At 52.1% G+C, this 18,429-nt stretch carries 12 protein-coding genes and 1 tRNA gene; 8 read left to right on the plus strand and 5 right to left on the minus strand.

Translation table 11 applies throughout. The annotated features are described in order from the left end of the window. Nucleotides 1-6: 6 nt before the first annotated feature. Nucleotides 7-534, plus strand: a complete 528-nt coding sequence (locus tag BLX24_RS04210; protein WP_071501855.1) for a hypothetical protein — start codon at nucleotides 7-9, stop codon at nucleotides 532-534. Then, nucleotides 449-1,270: a phosphoglycerol geranylgeranyltransferase gene (locus BLX24_RS04215; protein ID WP_083421796.1), complete on the plus strand. Its 822-nt coding sequence runs from the start codon at nucleotides 449-451 to the stop codon at nucleotides 1,268-1,270. The genes BLX24_RS04210 and BLX24_RS04215 overlap by 86 nt, the downstream gene beginning before the upstream one ends. Here the strand turns inward: BLX24_RS04215 and BLX24_RS04220 are convergent. Together BLX24_RS04220 and BLX24_RS04225 are read right to left on the minus strand one after the other, a co-directional pair. Then, entirely contained in the window at nucleotides 1,267-5,262 is a 3,996-nt protein-coding gene (locus BLX24_RS04220) for an AAA domain-containing protein (protein ID WP_071501856.1), read from the minus strand. The two genes, BLX24_RS04215 and BLX24_RS04220, sit on opposite strands and share 4 nt — an antisense overlap. Before the next feature lie 86 nt (nucleotides 5,263-5,348). Further along, the gene (locus tag BLX24_RS04225; protein ID WP_071501857.1) at nucleotides 5,349-6,416 is read right to left on the minus strand and encodes a TerC/Alx family metal homeostasis membrane protein; all 1,068 of its coding nucleotides are present in this window, start codon (nucleotides 6,414-6,416) and stop codon (nucleotides 5,349-5,351) included. A 145-nt stretch (nucleotides 6,417-6,561) separates the two neighbouring features. On the opposite strand from BLX24_RS04225, the gene BLX24_RS04230 reads away from it, so the two are divergent. Further along, nucleotides 6,562-7,305: a glycosyltransferase family 2 protein gene (locus BLX24_RS04230; RefSeq protein ID WP_071501858.1), complete on the plus strand. Its 744-nt coding sequence runs from the start codon at nucleotides 6,562-6,564 to the stop codon at nucleotides 7,303-7,305. On the opposite strand, the gene BLX24_RS04235 is transcribed toward BLX24_RS04230, so the two are convergent. After that, entirely contained in the window at nucleotides 7,262-8,467 is a 1,206-nt protein-coding gene (locus tag BLX24_RS04235; RefSeq protein ID WP_071501859.1) for a type III polyketide synthase, read from the minus strand. The two genes, BLX24_RS04230 and BLX24_RS04235, sit on opposite strands and share 44 nt — an antisense overlap. Nucleotides 8,468-8,572: 105 nt before the next feature. On the opposite strand from BLX24_RS04235, the gene BLX24_RS04240 reads away from it, so the two are divergent. Next, the gene (locus BLX24_RS04240; RefSeq protein ID WP_071501860.1) at nucleotides 8,573-9,442 is read left to right on the plus strand and encodes a UbiA family prenyltransferase; all 870 of its coding nucleotides are present in this window, start codon (nucleotides 8,573-8,575) and stop codon (nucleotides 9,440-9,442) included. A 182-nt stretch (nucleotides 9,443-9,624) separates the two neighbouring features. Continuing rightward, nucleotides 9,625-9,697: transfer RNA gene (locus BLX24_RS04245), tRNA-Gly, on the plus strand. A gap of 405 nt (nucleotides 9,698-10,102) precedes the next feature. On the opposite strand, the gene BLX24_RS04250 is transcribed toward BLX24_RS04245, so the two are convergent. After that, a complete protein-coding gene (locus BLX24_RS04250; protein WP_177225776.1) occupies nucleotides 10,103-11,104 on the minus strand; it encodes a phosphotransferase enzyme family protein in 1,002 nt (333 codons plus the stop codon). Nucleotides 11,105-11,136: 32 nt separating this feature from the next. Continuing rightward, on the minus strand, nucleotides 11,137-12,618 hold the full coding sequence (locus tag BLX24_RS04255; protein ID WP_071501862.1) for a calcineurin-like phosphoesterase C-terminal domain-containing protein: 1,482 nt from the start codon (nucleotides 12,616-12,618) through the stop codon (nucleotides 11,137-11,139). Nucleotides 12,619-12,811: 193 nt separating this feature from the next. On the opposite strand from BLX24_RS04255, the gene BLX24_RS04260 reads away from it, so the two are divergent. The 3 genes from BLX24_RS04260 to BLX24_RS04270 all read left to right on the plus strand — a co-directional run bounded on the left by BLX24_RS04260 (nucleotide 12,812) and on the right by BLX24_RS04270 (nucleotide 18,388). Beyond that, nucleotides 12,812-13,885, plus strand: coding sequence for a site-specific integrase (locus BLX24_RS04260; protein ID WP_071501863.1), 1,074 nt, complete (start codon nucleotides 12,812-12,814; stop codon nucleotides 13,883-13,885). A gap of 275 nt (nucleotides 13,886-14,160) precedes the next feature. Beyond that, nucleotides 14,161-17,271, plus strand: coding sequence for a PVC-type heme-binding CxxCH protein (locus BLX24_RS04265; protein WP_071501864.1), 3,111 nt, complete (start codon nucleotides 14,161-14,163; stop codon nucleotides 17,269-17,271). A 172-nt stretch (nucleotides 17,272-17,443) separates the two neighbouring features. After that, entirely contained in the window at nucleotides 17,444-18,388 is a 945-nt protein-coding gene (locus tag BLX24_RS04270; RefSeq protein WP_071501865.1) for a hydroxypyruvate isomerase family protein, read from the plus strand. Nucleotides 18,389-18,429 lie beyond the last annotated feature (41 nt).

The following is an 18,429-nucleotide window of genomic DNA, read 5'->3' on the forward strand; positions in this document are numbered from 1 at the left end:
AAAACCATGGAAGATCCTAAAGTACCGTTCGCTGACACAACCGCCCGCCGGGCTGAATTACTGGAAGCCACCGAACGGTATAAGTCAACTATCGAAACAAGTGTTCAGTCTCTCAAGGGCGATGCCACTGAGATGGGCAAGACGGTTGCGCTGGTTGCCGGGGTAGCATTGGGGGTTTTCCTGATCACTAATGCTATTCTGCCAAAATCAAAGGCATATCGGTACGCCGAAAAATATGGCGAGCCGGAAGATACTGATTACAGCGAGGTCGACGACGAGGATGAAGAAGACCGGTTTAAGTCGAACCGCCAGTTAATTAAAGAAACTAAGCAGGAGCAAACTAAAAAATCAGCTATCGGCGGGTTAATCGGTGGGTTGGTGACATCGGTACTAACCAATATCGCCCGCGAACAGTTGACCAATGTGTTGACCCGCATCCGTGAGAATAATGCAATCAATCCAACAGCACGAGCTGAAAATAACCAATCCTATCACGAACAAGCCCCGACCGACGCTGTACGCTACTCTTCGTAGCTACCAACAGACCGGACGTAAAGCGCTCGCCGTCCTGCTCGACCCCGACAAGGTGGAGCTGGGCGGCTTTTCCTCTTTTTTGCGCCGGACACTCGAGCATCCGGTTGACTTTTTTCTCGTAGGCGGGAGTTTAGTAACTGAATACACGCATCAGGAAATTGTTCAGACAATCCGGGAACATACCGACACACCGGTGGTGCTCTTTCCCGGAAATAGTTTACACATTGAGCCCTCGGCTGATGGCATCCTGTTGCTCTCGCTCATTTCGGGGCGTAATCCTGATTTTCTGATTGGCCAGCATGTGGTGGCGGCTCCTTTACTCAAAAAGAGTAAACTCGAAATATTGCCAACGGGATACATGCTTGTGGATGGCGGTGCGCAGACGACCGTTTCGTACATCAGCGGTACCATGCCGTTACCACATGATAAACCAAGTGTGGCTGCCTGTACGGCAATGGCCGGTGAGATGCTGGGTATGCGTCTGATGTACCTTGATGCCGGTAGCGGTGCCCGCCGTTGTGTATCTCCGGAAATGATTGCAGCGGTCCGCGAAGCCGTCGATACGCCGTTAATTGTAGGGGGGGGGATAAACTCTGCCCAAAAAGCCGAAGCCGCGCTGCTGGCCGGTGCCGATATGATTGTTGTCGGTAACGGAATTGAAGCCAATCCGGATTTACTGCCTGAACTTTCGGCACTGGTCCGCTTCTGCAACCGGCAGATTGTGGCCGGCAATTAGTTTGCCGGACTGGTCAGTGCTCCCCGCCAGTATTCACGGCTCCATACTCTGCGGAAGGGCCAATGCCGGTTCGCCAGTGCCAGCGGTACATAGGCATGGGCTTCCTTTACCGTTTGCTGCCAGTACTGGTCATCGTCGGTCAGCAAGACACCCTGGTAGGTCTCGCCGGTTTTGATGGTCAGGTCGGCAAAAGGCAGTTCGGAGCGGTAGGCCGGTTCCTGACGGGCCAGCCGGTCTTTCAGCAAAGCACCGGTCCGTAGCCCTTCTACCACACGCGGTCCCGGCCGGAACCCCCGTTCTGATACTTGACGGGCATAGGCAAGATAGGCTTTCAGCAGGCGCGGACCATCGTGGGCCGCCGATTCAACCTGTAGCTGCTCCGGCCACAAGCTCGTAATCACAAAGACCTTCTCCCGGGCCCGGGTAATGGCTACATTCAGCCGGTTTTCGCCGCCTCGTGTGTTCAGGCTCCCGAACTGCATCGCCAGCCGGCCCGCTTCGCCGGTTTCACTGATCCGCGGTGCATAGCCGACGGAGAAAATAATGATGTCACGCTCGTCGCCCTGTACGTTTTCAATATTTTTCACGAAAAGCGATGTTGAGGCGGCCGCAGCACTTTGCGCGTCTCTCGATGCTTGATCAATCAATTCCTGAATCAGTGTTTGCTGCGGATAATTGAACGTCACCACACCGATTGACCGGTCAGGTTGTTCGTGTTGTAAACGAGTAATCAACGCAAGAACGGCCTGTGCTTCGGCAAGATTCGTATTATTGGTCCATGTACCGCCCACATGTTGATAGCTGATAGCCGGTTCTGCCCGATTGATTTCGCGGAAGTCAGGCAACAGAGTCAGGCGGTTCTGGTAAAAATGCTGGTTCGAAAACTGAATCAGATCCAGCGTGCGACTGCGGTAATGACCGGTCAGCGATACCTGCGGTAACCACTGGGCGGCCAGTTCGAGCAGCGATTCTACCTCAAGCGCCGCGGGTACATCGTCCTCCATGGCCGGATCCTCGGGGCGGATCCGGTATAAATCGCTGGGTCTGAGTTGCTGACTGTCACCGGTTACCACAATCTGTTTGCCCCGATAAATGGCCGGAATGCCGTTTTCGGCAAAGCATTGTGACGCTTCATCAAAGATGACAATGTCGAACAATCCTTTTTCCAGCGGAAACATGGCCGATACCGATTCCGGTGAAGCCATCCAGCAGGGGATCAGCCGGAAAACCTCACCGGCATGCTGCTCTATCAATTTACGGACGGGCCAGACATTCCGTTTTTTCGTGGTCTGGTGCAGTAATTCGCGATAGGTTGTCAGGTTATTGAGCCGGTTAAAGGCAAGGTTCCGGTAGGTTTGCTCGCGGAGCCTGACCAGCAGAATATCCCGGCTGAGTGCCTGTTTTTTCTGTACGCTGGCCTGCAATGTGGCTTCCATCTGCTGCATACGCAGGGACGATACTGTCCGCAATTGCGGGTAGAGCCGCTCAATATGGTGGAGCCATGCCAGCCGCAACGCACCCATGAACTGATCCACAGATCCGCCGGCCAGTTTCTGAAGCACGGCTTGCCCCGTCGGTGAAAACTGCTCCCGCAGGCGATCTGCTTCAATCAGAAAATCAATGTCCTGCTGCAAAGAACGCCGGAGCTGGGCCGCAAACGCCTGATCCTGCTGCCAGAGCCGTTCAATCTGCGCATCGGTCAGATAGGTTTGCCAGCTGATACGCTGAAGGTGCAGCTGGCCGACTGTATTCAGAATGGTTTGAATCGTATCGTTAAACGAATGGGCCGTCAGCCAGACAGCGGGGGCAAGCCGTTGCAGAATAGCAAGGTCTGCAAAGCGGGCTGCCAGGCCGTGTGCCAGATGCAACTGCCGGAGTTGCAGGGCTGTTTGTTGCGCTTCGCCGACCGTTCCGGTTTCGCTCAGCAGTGCCTGTACCTGCGGCTTGAGCTGAGCCAGTATTTGCCGGTTAGCCAGTTTCAGGGCCAGTGTCTGCAAATCCTGCCCGCTGTTTGTCAGGCCATTCGCCTGAACAATGCGCTGGAGTTCGTCTTTGCCGGCGTGGGTCAGCTGCCACCAATGCCAGTTGACCCAGGAGGCCCGTGCCTGCCGGGCTTCCCGCAGTAAGGCCGCAAAGGAATTCAACGCTTCGTCAGCCACCCCGACCAGTGGCCCGACACCGGTCAGGGCTGCTTCCCATTGCCGGATCAGCTGACTCAGAGCGTGGTCGGACAACTGGTTGGCCGGATGGTCAGGGTACCCACGCAACCCTTGCGCAATCGTCCAGATCGTGGGGTCGGCCTGTTCATCAATCAGTGTCAGCAGGGCATTCAGCGGCCACGCTTCTTCCTGCCAGACGTCAATGTCTGCTAAAGTAAACGGGCTGTCGAGCCGCTTGTTGAGCTGCTCTCCGGTTTCCCGGGCAATGACCGGTATGGTTACCAGTAGCCGGTCGATGGTGGTTATATCACCGGCTCCGGTCTGACTGAACGAACGCCGGTCATGCCACGGATGGGTGGGCCCCAGCCGTTGCTGGTAGGCGGCATAGTCGGCGAGCTGCCGTTGGAACAGCGTTAGTTTTTCATCGAATGGAAACCGGGTGTAAAGATCACCCAAATCCGGTAGAAGGTCTTGTTCCTGTAGCGGGGCAGATAGATAAAGCTCTCTGGCCGGGATACCACAAACGCTGCTGTCGAAGAGTGCGGTTTTAAAATCGGCCAGTTCCGTTAACAACTGATCAATCTGCCGGCTTTCAGCATCAAAATCGCGTTCGAGCAAGACCGCATCGAGGCTATGATTCTGTTGCCGGTAGGCGTCGATCTGGTCAATTTGCGTCGCGATTTGGTAGTACAATGCCTTGCGGTCGTCCTGAAAATCATGGACCAGGGCGGTAAATGCCGACAGGCCGACTTGCTTCAGCCGTTCATACACCACATCCAGTGCAGCCCGCTTCTGACAGACCAGTAATACCCGCTGGCCCTGAGCGGCGGCATCGGCCATGAGATTGGCAATCAGCTGTGATTTGCCGGTGCCGGGAGGCCCCTGCACCACCAGGGACTCTCCGGTTTTTACGGCCCGGATAGCCTGTTCCTGCGAGGCGTCCATAGGCAAAGGCGTATACAGATGTGCTTCCCGGATTGTCTGGTTCGCCAGTTGCGCAATCCCGCTGAAATCGAAAGGATCGGGTTGTGCCTCTTCGTCTGTGAACTGATCGAGCAGGGTGTCATAATCAGGGACCAGAAACGAACCGGCTTGCGGGAAAATACCCAGCACCGCCTCAGAGTAAAGCTTGAGTTCGCCGGTGCGTTCGAGCTGCTCAAGGCTTTTCGCCGTCAGTTTGTCAAACGCCTGTAAGCGGTCGATAAACAGGTCCTGATTAAAATGGATACGTAATGTACTTTCCTTCAGCCATTCATACAGCTCGTTACGGAACGCCAGAGCCGCCGGTACTTCCTTTAGCCGTTCTACATCATCAAATGCTTTATTGACAACCGGTTCATCGAGTCTGACCTGATTGTAGTGGGCATAGGCCAGCAGCATACTCTGGTTAACCTGAGCCAGTTCATCACCGCGGCGTGTAAGCTTCCATTGATCCTGTTGCTGTTCCAGATGAACCGGAAAGAAAAGCAGAGGGCCATGCACGACGGTACCATCCATAAACTTTCCCCTGACAAATGGCCAGCCAACGTACAGGTCTTCGGAGCCGCGCTCGGCCTCAATAAACCGTTCGGTCCTTGCAATCCGGCGAAGTTTTTTGCTGACCATATTCACCCGCTCATCGCGGGCGTCGAGAATGTCGCAGAGGGGAACCGGACGTTTGCTGCCAATCAGCTGTGCCAGTATATCAAAAGAAGGTTTATTGAGCAGGAAATCCGTTTCGTGCAGGTCCAGAAACTGCTCGGCAGGCAGCCCCGGGAGCAGCAGTGACCGATTGCGGCTGCTGAGATTGGTCAGGCGCCGGCGATAAGTGCGCAAAATACCAGGCGTAAGCATCAGGTAAGCCAGATGGATGGTCTATAAACAGTTCAGGGAAGTGCACCGACTTCCCTGAACTGTTTGCACAATATAACGAATGGACGTTAAATCTGTTCGTCCGGTTTTTTTTCAGGGATAAGCCATGAGGCCAATACACTAACGCCCAGAATGCCGACAATGATATACAGCGAGTATACCGGCTGAAAGCCAATGTGCTCCAGATAAGGCTCGGCCAGCATTTTTACGCCGATGAAGGTCAACAAAACGGCCAGACCGGTTTTCAGGAAGCGGAACTGATCCATGATGCTCGACAGGAAGAAAAACATCGACCGGAGCCCCATAATGGCAAAAACGTTCGAGAAAAAGACAATGTACGGGTCTTTCGTAATCGAGAAGATGGCCGGAATAGAGTCAACGGCAAAGATCAGGTCAGTAAACGCGACCACAATCACAACAATAAACAAGGGTGTGACAAAGAGCTTATGGTCGGTTTTACGGCGGACAAAGAAGTGATCGATTACATTCCGCCGATAGACGTTCAGATACTTGGCCGTAAATTTAACCACCGGGTGGTTTTTGGTGTCCATCTGTTCTTCTTCATCGCCTTCAAAAAAGAGTTTTACACCCGTATACACCAGGAATGCACCAAAGATATAGATGATCCACTCGAAGCGTTGCAGGAGTGCCGATCCTACAAAGATGAAAATGAACCGCAGGATAATCGCTCCCAGAATACCCCAGACCAGGATTTTCTTGTAGAATTTCTCCCGGACACCGAATGATTTGAAAATCAGGATAAAAACAAAAATATTGTCTGCCGAGAGTGAGTATTCGACCAGATAGCCCGTAATGTACTCCAACGCCATATTGGCCTGAAAGCGGGCCAGACTCGCCTCAAAATTACCGGCTATCAGCTCTACATGGTCGGCATAGCGCTTTTTCACCTCCAGCAGCCTGGCCATGTCGGTTATGCCGTGTACCAGATAGCCGAAATTGCGGATAAAGAAGTAAAAGGCAACAGACAGGGCCACCCAGATGGCGCTCCAGAAAGCTGCTTCTTTGAAAGATACAACATGGCTTTTTTGTTTCGTAAAAACGCCGAGGTCAAGGGCCATCACCAACATGACGAAGGCCGCAAAGCATAGAAAGAATAAAGATTCGTTAGTTAGCATAATGTCTTGTATGGTTAACAAGAAAACATGGAGTTATCAGGAAAGTTGATGGACATTCGTTAAAATAAAGCGCAATATCGGGAAAGGAAGTGGTTTGTTTGTGTAAATTTTTGTCACATAGCCGAATAGGCATTAGTTTTGGGCTATGTTTAATGGCAAGAAAGTGATTGTGGTTATGCCGGCCTACCGGGCAGCCCTCACCCTCGAACGTACGTACCGTGAAATTCCCTTCGATATCGTCGATGATGTAATCCTTGTTGACGATGCGAGTCCTGATAATACAGTCGAAGTCGCTACAGCGCTTGGGATTCGTCATGTAATCCGGCATGATAAGAATAAAGGCTATGGCGGTAATCAGAAAACCTGCTACCGGAAAGCACTGGAACTTGGCGGTGATATTGTGGTGATGTTGCACCCTGATTATCAATATACACCGATGCTGCTGACGGCGATCATTTCCATCATCGGCAATGACCTGTACCCGGTAGTATTTGCGTCCCGTATTTTGGGGAAAGGCGCGCTGAAAGGCGGCATGCCCATGTATAAATACGTCGCCAACCGCTTCCTGACGTTTTTCCAGAATCTGGTCATGAACCAGAAGTTATCCGAATACCACACCGGTTATCGGGCGTTCTCGGGTGAGGTCTTACGCAGCCTTGATTTTACGCATAACTCCGACGACTTCATTTTCGACAATGAAATGATTGCTCAGGTATTTTACAAGGGCTTCGAGATTGCCGAGGTAACCTGCCCGACCAAGTACTTCGAAGAAGCGTCGTCGATCAATTTCCGCCGGAGCTCCATCTATGGGCTGGGCGTCTTAAAAGTATCGATCCTGTATCGTCTCACAAAGTGGGGACTGTTTCGCTGGAACGTACTGACGAAGTAAGTAACGGCTCATTGACGTGCGCTTCCAGAATCAGAGACTCCAGCGTGAGTCCCGGACCAAACGCGCAGCTTAAGATATTTTCAGGGGAGGCGGTATCGTTTGAACGCGATGCCGCCTCTTTTTTTATGCCCAGCTCCTGCCAGATTTCGTGCAGCACAAACAGCACCGTAGCCGAAGACATGTTGCCGTACTGCTTTAACACGTGATAGGCATACCGGTTGTCATACCGATCCAGTCCAAGCTGGTTTTCGATTGCTTCCAGAATACGACGCCCGCCGGGATGGAGTGCATAGTAATGAATGTCGCCGATCGTCAGTTCACTCTTTTCCAGAAGCCTCGACAGTAACCGGCCGATGTTTCGCTCGATCACGCCGGGTACTTCCGGTGTCAGGGTCATTTCAAAGCCAAAGTCTGATACGTGCCACGCCATCTCGTCCCGCCCTTCGGCGAGCAGATCGCAGAAGAACGTGCGCATCCGCAGCGATTTATCGGCGCGGGGTTGGCCCTCAACCAGAACGGCTGCTGCACCGTCGGCAAAGAGCGCGTTGGACAGGAGGTAGTCCAGTTCCGGTTTTTTCTGAAAATGGATGGTGCAAAGTTCACTGCATACCAGCAGCACTTTCGCCTCCGGGTTAGCCCGGACAATGGCATCGGCGGTTTTCAGGCCGTTAAACGCACCGTAGCAGCCCATAAAGTTGATCAGAAGCCGGTGAGTAGTTGTTGGCAGTCCCAACGCCTCCACCAGTTCAATGTCGGGGCCCGGGGCATAAAATCCTGTACAACTGACGACAATAACATGGGTGACCGACTGCGGATCAAAATCCGGATAGTCCGCAAAAGCCTTGCGGGCAGCAGCCAACGCCAGTTTCGGCGTTTCTTTTCGGTAAACCGCATTCCTGTCACTGACAGACGGAAAGGGTTCCAGGCCGGGCGTATTAGGATAAAATGTATATTCACCCATCGGCAGGCCATAGTCGGGCAAAACCGAGTGGCGCTGGCCGATCTGTGTCTGACGGTAAATCACGTTCAGTTTACGGCGGTCGGCAACATCCATGTCTAACGCTTCCGCCATAAATTCAGCAATTTTCTGTTGCGGGATAGCGTTTCCGGGAACGGCCGTTCCAAGGGCATTTATATAGCTTTTGTGTTCCTGCTCTTGCATAGTGTTAGTGTTAGCGACGGATGTCCGATGGCACATCAATATAACAATAGCCGACGGAGAAGGTTAGCCAAAGTAACTGCCATTGAAAAAAAACTATTTGTTTACATGACCGCCCGTACTATTTTACTGCATCTGCGTTTACCGTTTTCTGTGTTTCTGTTGCCGGTCTTTCTTTTCGCGCTGACTCAGTCGGCGGCACCGGATGGCTGGCGTGTAGCCGGTGTGTTTTTTATCCTTCATTTTTTGTTGTATCCGGCCAGCAATGCCTACAATAGTTATTTCGACAAGGATGAAGGCAGCATTGGCGGTCTGGAAGCACCGCCACCGGTGGATAAAGAGCTTTTTTACGTTGCCTGGGCACTGGATGTCGCCGCGCTGGGGCTAGGTGCTTATATTGGCTGGCCATTTGTTGTCTATCTGCTGATTTATGGGTTTATCTCCAAGGCCTACAGCCACCCTGCCATCCGGCTGAAAAAATACCCGGTCCTCAGCTGGCTGATCGTTAGTATATTCCAGGGCGGGTTTACCTACATGATGACCTTACAGGCCATTAATGATATACCGGTTGCAGGCCTGTTAACACCGCAGGTCGTACTGGCTTCGGCGCTTTGTACGCTGAATTTACTCGCTCTTTATCCCATCACACAGGTCTACCAGCACGAGGAAGACGCCCGTCGCGGCGATTTAACGATGAGCCGGTTACTGGGTATCCGGGGGACCTTCATTAGTACCGCCGTTATTTTTAGCCTGTCGGCGATTGGGTTTTACGGGTACTTCGGCAACACAACGCCCTTTTATCTGCTTTTGCTGTTTTTGTTTCCGGCAGTCGCCTTTTTTCTGCGCTGGTGTTATCTGGTCTGGCAGGACGAGCGGCGGGCCAATTTCCGGTTCACGATGCAAATGACGCTCATTGCGGGTCTTGGGCTAAACTTTTTTTTCCTGGTTTTATGGTTTCTTCATTTGCCTGTGGTGTAATGAATGAAAGCCTGTGAAAAAAAGCAGAAATTTTTTTGGTCTAAAAGTGGCTCAAAATCAGCCTGTAGGCATTTTTCGGGAGTTTTTAGAGAAAAAAAGTTGCTGTTTTTTTTAGGGTAGCTCTTGACACAAGTCAAAAAAGCGCTACCTTTGCATCCACAATCGCCAATCAAATGGCAAATGCGAAAGTAGCTCAGCTGGTAGAGCGCGACCTTGCCAAGGTCGAGGTCGCGGGTTCGAACCCCGTCTTTCGCTCTACAAACTCAGCCCCGACCCCTCGGGGCTTTTTTGTAAGCAGCGGCACAACCGCGCCGGGATGGCGGAATAGGTAGACGCACAGGACTTAAACTAACTTGAGTGCCCGGTTGGAAACAACCGGAGTAGAACCGCTTAAATTCGGGGAAGCCTTACAGAGAATGTTGGTAATCCCGAGCCAAGTTCCGGATCAAACCGGAAAAGGTGTAGAGACTTAACAGGCGGTACCTTCCTTCGTGGAAGAAGATGGTAAAGAGAAAGTCCAGACCACAAATTTCTGCGCAGGCAGAAAGCAGTGAAAACTGTAGATGGTACGAAAATCCTGCGGGCCGTAAAAGCCCGTGCGGGTTCGATTCCCGCTCCCGGTACAACAAAAAGCATCGCCTTAGCGATGCTTTTTCTGTTTTAGGCCGGTTGCTGGTCCCAGTACGTTTCGGCCAGGTGTCTGAGAAAGCTGGTATAGACCCTTAGTTGGGCCGGCCGGGTAAAGCTATAGAACTGGTCATGGGTGGTGTGAAATGCCATATAAAACAGCCAGAAACCGATAGCCAGATAAGGGACCAATGCCAATTCTTCGTCGCTGATTGAACGATGCGCACGGTAACCCCCCAGAAAACCAGCGTAAGCTTTTTCATAGGCCTGAGGTGTTAGCCGCCCTGCATATACTTCAATGGCCAGATGCTGCCAGAAAGAGACAAGGTCGTAGACAAGCCAGCCATACCCCATAAAATCAAAGTCGAAAAAGGTGACTGTATCCTGGTCAAAATGCATGTTTTTGGGCAGAAAGTCAAAATGGCAATAGCCTGTCGACAAAGTAGACGTATCTGTACCAGCCAGTTTCATTTCAACCAGACGGGCTGCACTTTGTAGCCAGTCAAATTCTTCCGGATTGTCTGAGAACCTGCCTTTTAGCTCTTCCAGTGGCTTGGCAAATGTTGTGCTAAAGTCAAAAAGCCATCGTTCACCCGGCAACCTGATTGTGGATGATACCTCGTGAAAACGGGCCATTTCACGGCCTAAATGGTAGAGCTGACGGTCGTCCGGCATCCGGACAGACTCGCCGGGTGCATAGCTGAATAGTACCGCATACCGGATGCCTTCAACGGCATTAATCGACTGAATGGTTTCACCGGTCCGGTCCGCTACCGGCCAGGATACTGAAACATTTGCCGTTTTTAACGCCAGCAGTAAGGCGACTTCTGCCTGCACATGGGACAGACTTCGGTGCGAAGTCCGGTAAATTCGGAGTACAAACCGGCCTTGCCGGGTCTTAACCAAATAGGTGTCACCGACGCCCCGCGACAAAAAAATACACTGAACATCCTCAAACGGATATGTAAGGACAAGGAATTCGGCTAAGGCATCCGCGCAGAGGGTTGAGTAACTGGCAGGAAACGTCGGTTTCATCTTCATAGCGGTTAAATCAGTTAGTCGAAGCGTTATCCCACCTTCACCGTTTCAGCATATACCTTACCGAATGGGTCGGTTGCCCGGACGGTAATCTCTCTGGCACCAGCCGATGGCGTGAAAAAGAAAAGGTGATCGGTAAGCGTTGGATCAACGAACGTATGCTTTTTCGGCAAGTCAGGCCCGGCATACAGCTCAGTAGCCCATGGATCGTATGCGATACGGTTCTCCGGTTTTCCTTTCAATACACCATCTTGCAGCCACTCCACGGTCCAGGACGGGTCCCAGTTCCAGACGTTAACCGCCATTTGGTCTGGTGTCTCTTTTATCCGGCCTTTCCCGTAAATGCGTAACTGGTGCTCCCGGGGCTTGCCCGTCGATTTGTAATACCAGCGAATATCGTTTCCGTCGGCTTCATAGACACCATAACCCGCTGGTGTACCATCGCTGCAAACCGGCCCCGTCCACCATGCCCCGCAAACCGTACCGTGTATGTGCTCGGTGAGGTTATCGGCATGCCATTTCTCATTAACGTGCGTATGGCCCGACATGATATGGGCCTTAAAGGGCTTCAGCATATCGTATAAGTGCTTGCGGTTGGCAACGGTACCGCTGATTTCTTCTTCTTTGAGTTTGTTGCGGCGGGCATGTCCCGTTTGTGTCGGAATATGCAGACTGACCACTACCGTTGCCCCGGGTTTGATCGTGGCTAAATCCTGTTCAAGCCAGCGGAGCTGGGCTTCGGGCAGATAGCCGATGTATTTTTTCGCGGTGCCGATAAAAAACACATCATCAAGCACAACGTAGTGAATATTGCCCCGGTTAAACGAGTAATACGTTGGTCCGAACTGTTGCCTGAACGTTTTGGCCGAAGCCTCGTCAGAACGCGCTTCCAGATCCAGATCGTGATTACCGATAACATTGAAAAACGGTATTCCGGTTGTTGCGATGGCCTGCCTGTAATCGTCGTATAGCTCGAAATGGTCCCAGACCAGATCGCCGCAGCCAATGCCGTGGAAGAGCGCCCCTTTGGGGTAGGCCGCTACCAGGTCGCGCAGATCGGGCGCCGCGCCGGTCTTCAGCAACTCAGCATCGGCCTTTGAAATCATCTGGGTATCGGCCCAGACAACAAAGTGATGTTTGGTGTCGTCGACCGGTAATTTTTCGAGAACAAAATCGACCGTGACTGGGTCGTTTGTGGCAGAAATCGGCTGGTAAAAACGAGCTGTTCCCTTATCATGTGGAAAGGCATAACCCGCCGGTATACTGATGTATACAAATTCGGCGTGACCGTCGGCAACCAAACTGTATCTTCCGTTTGCATCGGTCTGAACAACGGTGAAGCCATCAGTCACGGAGACGTTGGCTACGCCTTTACCATTGCTGGTCACACGGCCGGACAATCGGGGTGGTGCCGGAGCTGGTTTCGGGGGCCGGGCAATGGCGGCCGGGCTAGCGGAGAGGGCGGCTCCTGACCAGCCAAGGTATTTGAGAAAAAAGCGTCGGTTCAGCATAGAGCAGCTAATGCGGGTTTAGCACGGATTGGTAATCTGTAAAGATAATAGCGTAGTTTCAACCCAATTTTACTGTATTATTATCGAAAAGTTAATGGTCAGGCCCGACAAAATGACTCGCTCCTGATAAGAGGCAATGCAGCCTGATTTTCGTAAATTGCCTGATGATAGACAACAAATCTGAAGGGTAGCAATGGCGGTAAAGTTAAGAAAGCGGGCATTGGCCAGCGGAAAAATCAGCCTGTATCTGGATGCCTATAATGGTGAGGAGCGGACATATGAATTCCTCCGGCTTTATCTCTACAAACGGCCAAAGGACGAACTGGAAAAACAGCATAACAAAGACGTGTTGCAGACGGCCGAACACCTGCGCGCCAAACGTGAGCTGCAGTTAAGTGTCCAGCGTAACGGCCTGACGCCGGTCCTGAAAACGAAAATTAACTTTCTGGCTTATTTCCAGACATTTATCGATACGTACCCGAAAAAAGACGGCCGGATGTTTAAAGGTGCCCTGCGCTATTTAAAGGAGTTTGCTCAGGCAGACTACCTCTCGACGCGGGCACTGACGGAAAGCTTTTGCTTTAATTTTAAAACCTTTCTCGACGGCCACGCCAACCTTAACGGCGAGACCCCTCACGATTACTTTGCCCGTTTCAAGAAAGTGTTGCGGCAGGCCGTGCGTGATAAACTCCTGGAAACAAGTCCGGCCCTTGACGTTACCAATAAGCGGTCGGATAAAAGTTTACAGAAAGATGTGCTGACGACGGACGAGCTGCAATTGTTGGCGCGGACCTCCTGCCCGAATCCGGAAGTAAAGCGGGCTTTTTTATTTGCCTGTAATACGGGCCTGCGCCTGTGTGATGTGAACACCTTACGCTGGACAAACATCCAGCGTGGCATGCTCCGGCTGCAACAGCAGAAAACCCGTCAGATTGTATGGGTGAATCTGAACGCTACGGCGCAGAAACTCCTTGGGCCGGCAGGCCGTAGCGAAGACCCCGTCTTTGCCTTGCCGTCGCACACGTCGGTGCTAAGTGCCCTGCGCCTTTGGAGTGAGCAGGCTGGTCTTGGCAAAAAAGTAACCTTTCATGTTGCGCGGCATTCCTTCGCAACCAATCTGCTTATTCATCAGACTGACCTCAAAACGGTATCGTCCTTGCTTGGGCACACCTCCCTGGCGCATACCCAAAAGTATGTTCGGGTTGTGGAGGCATTGAAGCAAACAGCCGTGAACCGCCTGCCTGAGCTGGACGTAATGCTTCACTAAAAATTATTGTTTTCAACATACAACAAATGTTTGCCTCTCCCTGATGGTTTCAGGTACTAAAACCGCTTGTAAAAAATGTTGTGGATTTGTGACTTAAGTTTTATATACTTCAGAATAAGAGGCGTTTATTTTCTATTTTAGTACCCATTACCGGTACTAAAATAAGAGAAAAGAGTAAAACTGACACAATTCAGCCTTATGGAATTACAGTCTGTTTAGCAGTATAAAATCCAGTCTTTGCTACGTATATTTCTGAAAATATCAGGGTCCTTTCTATGAAATCTTTCTTTTTACGGTCTATTCGCCAGCGGCACATACTCGGCGTATCCGCTGCCGGTTTGCTGGCTGGTGGTCTGCTGATGGGGGCGTATCAACAAACCAATCCGGGGCAGGCATCGCAGGCATTTCTTAATGAATTATTTGCCGGCCTCAGCGATGACGATAAGCATGATCCGAAGTATGCGGTCGGGAGCCTGAATGTGGCGCCTGGCCTGGAAGCAACGCTTTTCGCGGCGGAGCCCATGCTGGTTAACCCGACGAACATCGACGTGGATACGCGCGGAAGGGTCTGGGTATGTGAAGCCTACAACTACCGGCCTGCGATCAATGGCAACCCCACGCACGCAGCAGGCGACCGGATCGTGATTCTGGAAGATACCGACGGCGACGGTAAGGCCGATGCCGGCAAGACGTTTTATCAGGGCCCTGAGGTAGAATCGCCGCTGGGCATCTGGGTACAGGGCAATCAGGTGATTGTGTCAAATAGCCCGAATGTGTTTGTGTTCACAGACGAGAACGGCGATGATAAGGCAGATAAGAAAGAAGTACTCTTTACAGGCATCAGCGGTGATCAGCACGATCACGGCATGCATACATTCGTAGCGGGGCCTGATGGAAAATGGTACTTCAATTTCGGAAACGAAGGCAAGCAACTGAAAGATAAAGACGGTAATCCCATCATCGACAAAGTTACCGGCAAGGCCATCAGCCCGGCTAATTTTAAGCAGGGAATGGTATTCCGCTGCGATCCGGGTGGGAAAAATGTTGAGCTCCTGGGGCATAATTTCCGGAATAACTACGAAGTGGCGGTCGACTCATACGGTACGCTCTGGCAATCGGACAACGACGACGACGGCAACAAAGGCGTTCGGATCAATTATGTAATGGAGTACGGCAACTACGGTTATACTGACGAAATGACCGGCGCGGGCTGGCAGGCTAACCGGACGAATATGGAAACAGACATACCGCTGCGCCACTGGCATCTGAACGACCCTGGTGTGGTGCCGAACCTGCTGCAAACAGGGGCGGGCTCGCCAACCGGCATCATTGTTTATGAAGGTAAGCTGCTGCCACCAGCCTTTCAGAATCAGGTAATTCACTGCGATGCAGGGCCGAATGTCGTGCGTGCTTATCCGGTACAGAACGACGGGGCTGGTTATAAGGCAACTATGCTGCCGGTGCTCGAAGGCGTACGGGATCAGTGGTTCCGGCCGGCCGACGTGTGTGTGGCTCCGGATGGCTCACTGATTATTGCCGACTGGTATGATCCGGGCGTGGGTGGCCACCAGGCCGGTGATCAGGCACGCGGCCGGATTTATCGCGTTGCGCCGCCGAATACACCGTATAAAATGCCGAAGCTGGACCTGACTACTGTAGCCGGTGCCATTGAGGCCTTGCAGAGTCCGAGCATGAACGTTCGTCATCAGGCATGGACCGTGCTGAACGGTATGGGGGCAAAAGCGGAAAAGCCATTGGCATCATTCTACAAAAGCACGACCGACTCGCGGATGAAAGCCCGCGCGTTGTGGCTGCTCAGCAAACTGCCGGAAAACAAGGGGCGTCAGTATGTGGCGGCTGGTCTGAAAGAGGCTGACCCGAACCTGCGGATTACAGCGCTTCGGGCGGCCCGTCAGCTAGGCAGTGAAGAGACGATTAAAGCCGTAAAACAACTGGCGAAAGATACAGATCGTCAGGTGCTTCGTGAGTGCGCGCTTGCGTTGCATCGCAACCCGTCGGCCGAAACACCGGCGCTGTGGGCCGACTTGGCGGCGGCGCATGACGGGAAAGACCGCTGGTATCTGGAGGCGCTGGGCATCGGTGCCGACGGGCAGTGGGATGTCTGTTTCGCTGCCTGGCAGAAACGTACCGGCGAAGCAGCGACGGGCAGTGCGGCCGGCCGCGATATTGTCTGGCGGGCCCGTACGAAAGATGCCGTACCGTTGCTGGCGCGTCTGGCCAATGACCGGAATGTATCACTCAATGAGCGGCTGCGGTATTTCCGCGCGTTCGATTTCAATCCAGGGCTGGCTGAAAAATCCAGTGCTCTGCTGGATATCCTTCAGCAAAACAGCGGCTCGCCGGATATTGCCAAACTGGCGTTCCGGCACCTGGACCCGGCAACGGCTAAAAACAACGCTCAGGCAATGAGTGCCTTGCAGAAACTGCTGAACGATGTGTATGGTACAGCCGAATACATGGATTTGGTAGCCCGCTACGAACCGGTGTCGGAAAACAATCGCCTGCGTCAACTGGCGCTTACAAAATACCTCGAAGGAATGGGCCGCGATGCATCGCGCCAGTTGCTCAAGCAAGGTGGAGAACCGCTGATCTGGGAAACCATCAACGGCAGCGATGCCGAAGCCGCTTCGAAAATGGTGATGGCACTGCGTATGGTTGGCAGTAATCAGTCGCTGGGTATCCTGAAAAACATTGCCCTCGACGAAAAACGTCCGGTATCGCTGCGGAAAGATGCGACCCGCGCCATCGGTGGTAGCGGTAACGGCGAAGACCTGATTCTGGCCCTGCTGAAATCCGGCGATATCAAAAACGAATACAAACCGGCGGCTGTCCAGGGGGTAGCCAATACGTGGCGCAAAAAAGTACGGACCGAAGCTGCCAGCTATCTGGACGGTATTGCCGGTTCATCCGCTAAAAAGACACCGCCGATGAATGAGCTGCTGGCGATGAAAGGCGATGCCAGCCGTGGCATAACGGTTTACAAAAATAACTGTTCAATCTGTCACCAGGTCAACGGCGAAGGCATGGACTTCGGGCCGAAGCTTTCGGAGATCGGCAGCAAGTTGCCGCGCGAAGGGCAGTATCTGGCCATTCTGCATCCCGATGCCGGGATTAGTTTTGGCTTCGAAGGCTGGGATATCAAGTTTAAGGACGGTACCAACATTGCCGGTATTGTTTCCAGCAAAACCGAAACCGATCTACAGGTGAAATTTCCGGGCGGTGTGGTGCAGAACTACAAAATGGCTGATGTTGTCTCGATGAAAAAAATGGATAGCTCGATGATGCCGGCCGGTCTTCAGGATAATATGAGTACACAGGAACTGGTTGATCTGGTCGAATACCTGACGACACTGCGGAAAAAATAACGCCGAAGCCCTGATTAGAAACAGAAGAGCACTTCATGTGAAGTGCTTTTTTTGTTTTCCGGTTGGGTCAGGCGGTAGTCTGAAGAAATTTTATGGCCAGACAAGGTATGTTCATGCGCAGATACTCTTTTTGAGAAAGAAACGTGAAACTACCAAACAAACACTCGAACGTATGATTCGTCGCGATTTTGTGAAGAATACCCTTGCTTCGGCTGGTGCTATGCTGGCCGGTACGTCATCAATCGTGTCTGCGGCTGACCAACCGGCAGGCAGCTCCCCGATGGCCAAAAATAAGTTCAAGCTGATGTATGCACCCCATTTCGGCATGTTCGAAAACAGCGCGGGCAAAGACCTGATAGATCAGCTGAAGTTTATGGCCGATCAGGGATTTACGGCCATTGAGGACAATGGTATGATGGGCCGGCCGGTAGATGTACAGGAAAAAATCGGCAAGGAGCTCGACCGTCTGGGTATGAAAATGGGTGTATTTGTGGTTGATAAGGGAGGCAACTCGCAGAACTCATTGGCGGCCGGTAAGCAGGAGTACATTGATATTTTCCTGAACGGCTGTAAACGTGCCGTAGAGGTCGGTAAGCGGGTCAATGCCAAATGGATGACCGTCGTGCCCGGTGATTTTGAGCGTAACTTGCCGATTGGTATTCAGACCGGCCATGTCATTGATGCGCTGCGGCGCGGGGCAGACATTCTGGCTCCTCACAACATGACGATGGTGCTGGAACCGCTGAGCGACACCCCAAATCTGTTTCTGCGTACGTCAGATCAGACGTATGAAATCTGTCGTGGGGTAAACAGCCCGGCCTGCAAAATCCTGTTTGATATTTATCACATGCAGAAAAACGAAGGGCATATCATTCCACACATCAACTGGTGCTGGAGCGAGATCGGGTATTTTCAGATTGGCGATAATCCGGGTCGTAAAGAGCCTACAACGGGAGAGATCAATTATAAAAATATCTTTAAGCACGTGTACCAGAAAGCTAAAGCCGAAAACAAGGAGTTTATTTTCGGTATGGAGCACGGCAATTCACGACCCGGAAAAGAAGGAGAGGAAGCCTTATTGAAGGCGTATATTGAATCTGACAGCTTTCAGGTATAATATACTTAGGGAAGGCCTGGGTAGGTAAGTTGGTTACTGCC

Origin of the sequence: Arsenicibacter rosenii (assembly GCF_001870735.1) — a bacterium.
Lineage (GTDB): Bacteria > Bacteroidota > Bacteroidia > Cytophagales > Spirosomataceae > Arsenicibacter > Arsenicibacter rosenii.

Bases quoted from the DNA above. Each gene is read 5' to 3' on its own strand.
- BLX24_RS04220 (WP_071501856.1), bottom strand. From the start codon at position 5,262: ATGCTTACGCCTGGTATTTTGCGCACTTATCGCCGGCGCCTGACCAAT.
- BLX24_RS04230 (WP_071501858.1), top strand. From the start codon at position 6,562: ATGTTTAATGGCAAGAAAGTGATTGTGGTTATGCCGGCCTACCGGGCA.
- BLX24_RS04210 (WP_071501855.1), top strand. From the start codon at position 7: ATGGAAGATCCTAAAGTACCGTTCGCTGACACAACCGCCCGCCGGGCT.
- BLX24_RS04255 (WP_071501862.1), bottom strand. From the start codon at position 12,618: ATGCTGAACCGACGCTTTTTTCTCAAATACCTTGGCTGGTCAGGAGCC.
- BLX24_RS04265 (WP_071501864.1), top strand. From the start codon at position 14,161: ATGAAATCTTTCTTTTTACGGTCTATTCGCCAGCGGCACATACTCGGC.
- BLX24_RS04260 (WP_071501863.1), top strand. From the start codon at position 12,812: ATGGCGGTAAAGTTAAGAAAGCGGGCATTGGCCAGCGGAAAAATCAGC.
- BLX24_RS04215 (WP_083421796.1), top strand. From the start codon at position 449: ATGCAATCAATCCAACAGCACGAGCTGAAAATAACCAATCCTATCACG.
- BLX24_RS04240 (WP_071501860.1), top strand. From the start codon at position 8,573: ATGACCGCCCGTACTATTTTACTGCATCTGCGTTTACCGTTTTCTGTG.
- BLX24_RS04270 (WP_071501865.1), top strand. From the start codon at position 17,444: ATGATTCGTCGCGATTTTGTGAAGAATACCCTTGCTTCGGCTGGTGCT.
- BLX24_RS04225 (WP_071501857.1), bottom strand. From the start codon at position 6,416: ATGCTAACTAACGAATCTTTATTCTTTCTATGCTTTGCGGCCTTCGTC.
- BLX24_RS04250 (WP_177225776.1), bottom strand. From the start codon at position 11,104: ATGAAACCGACGTTTCCTGCCAGTTACTCAACCCTCTGCGCGGATGCC.
- BLX24_RS04235 (WP_071501859.1), bottom strand. From the start codon at position 8,467: ATGCAAGAGCAGGAACACAAAAGCTATATAAATGCCCTTGGAACGGCC.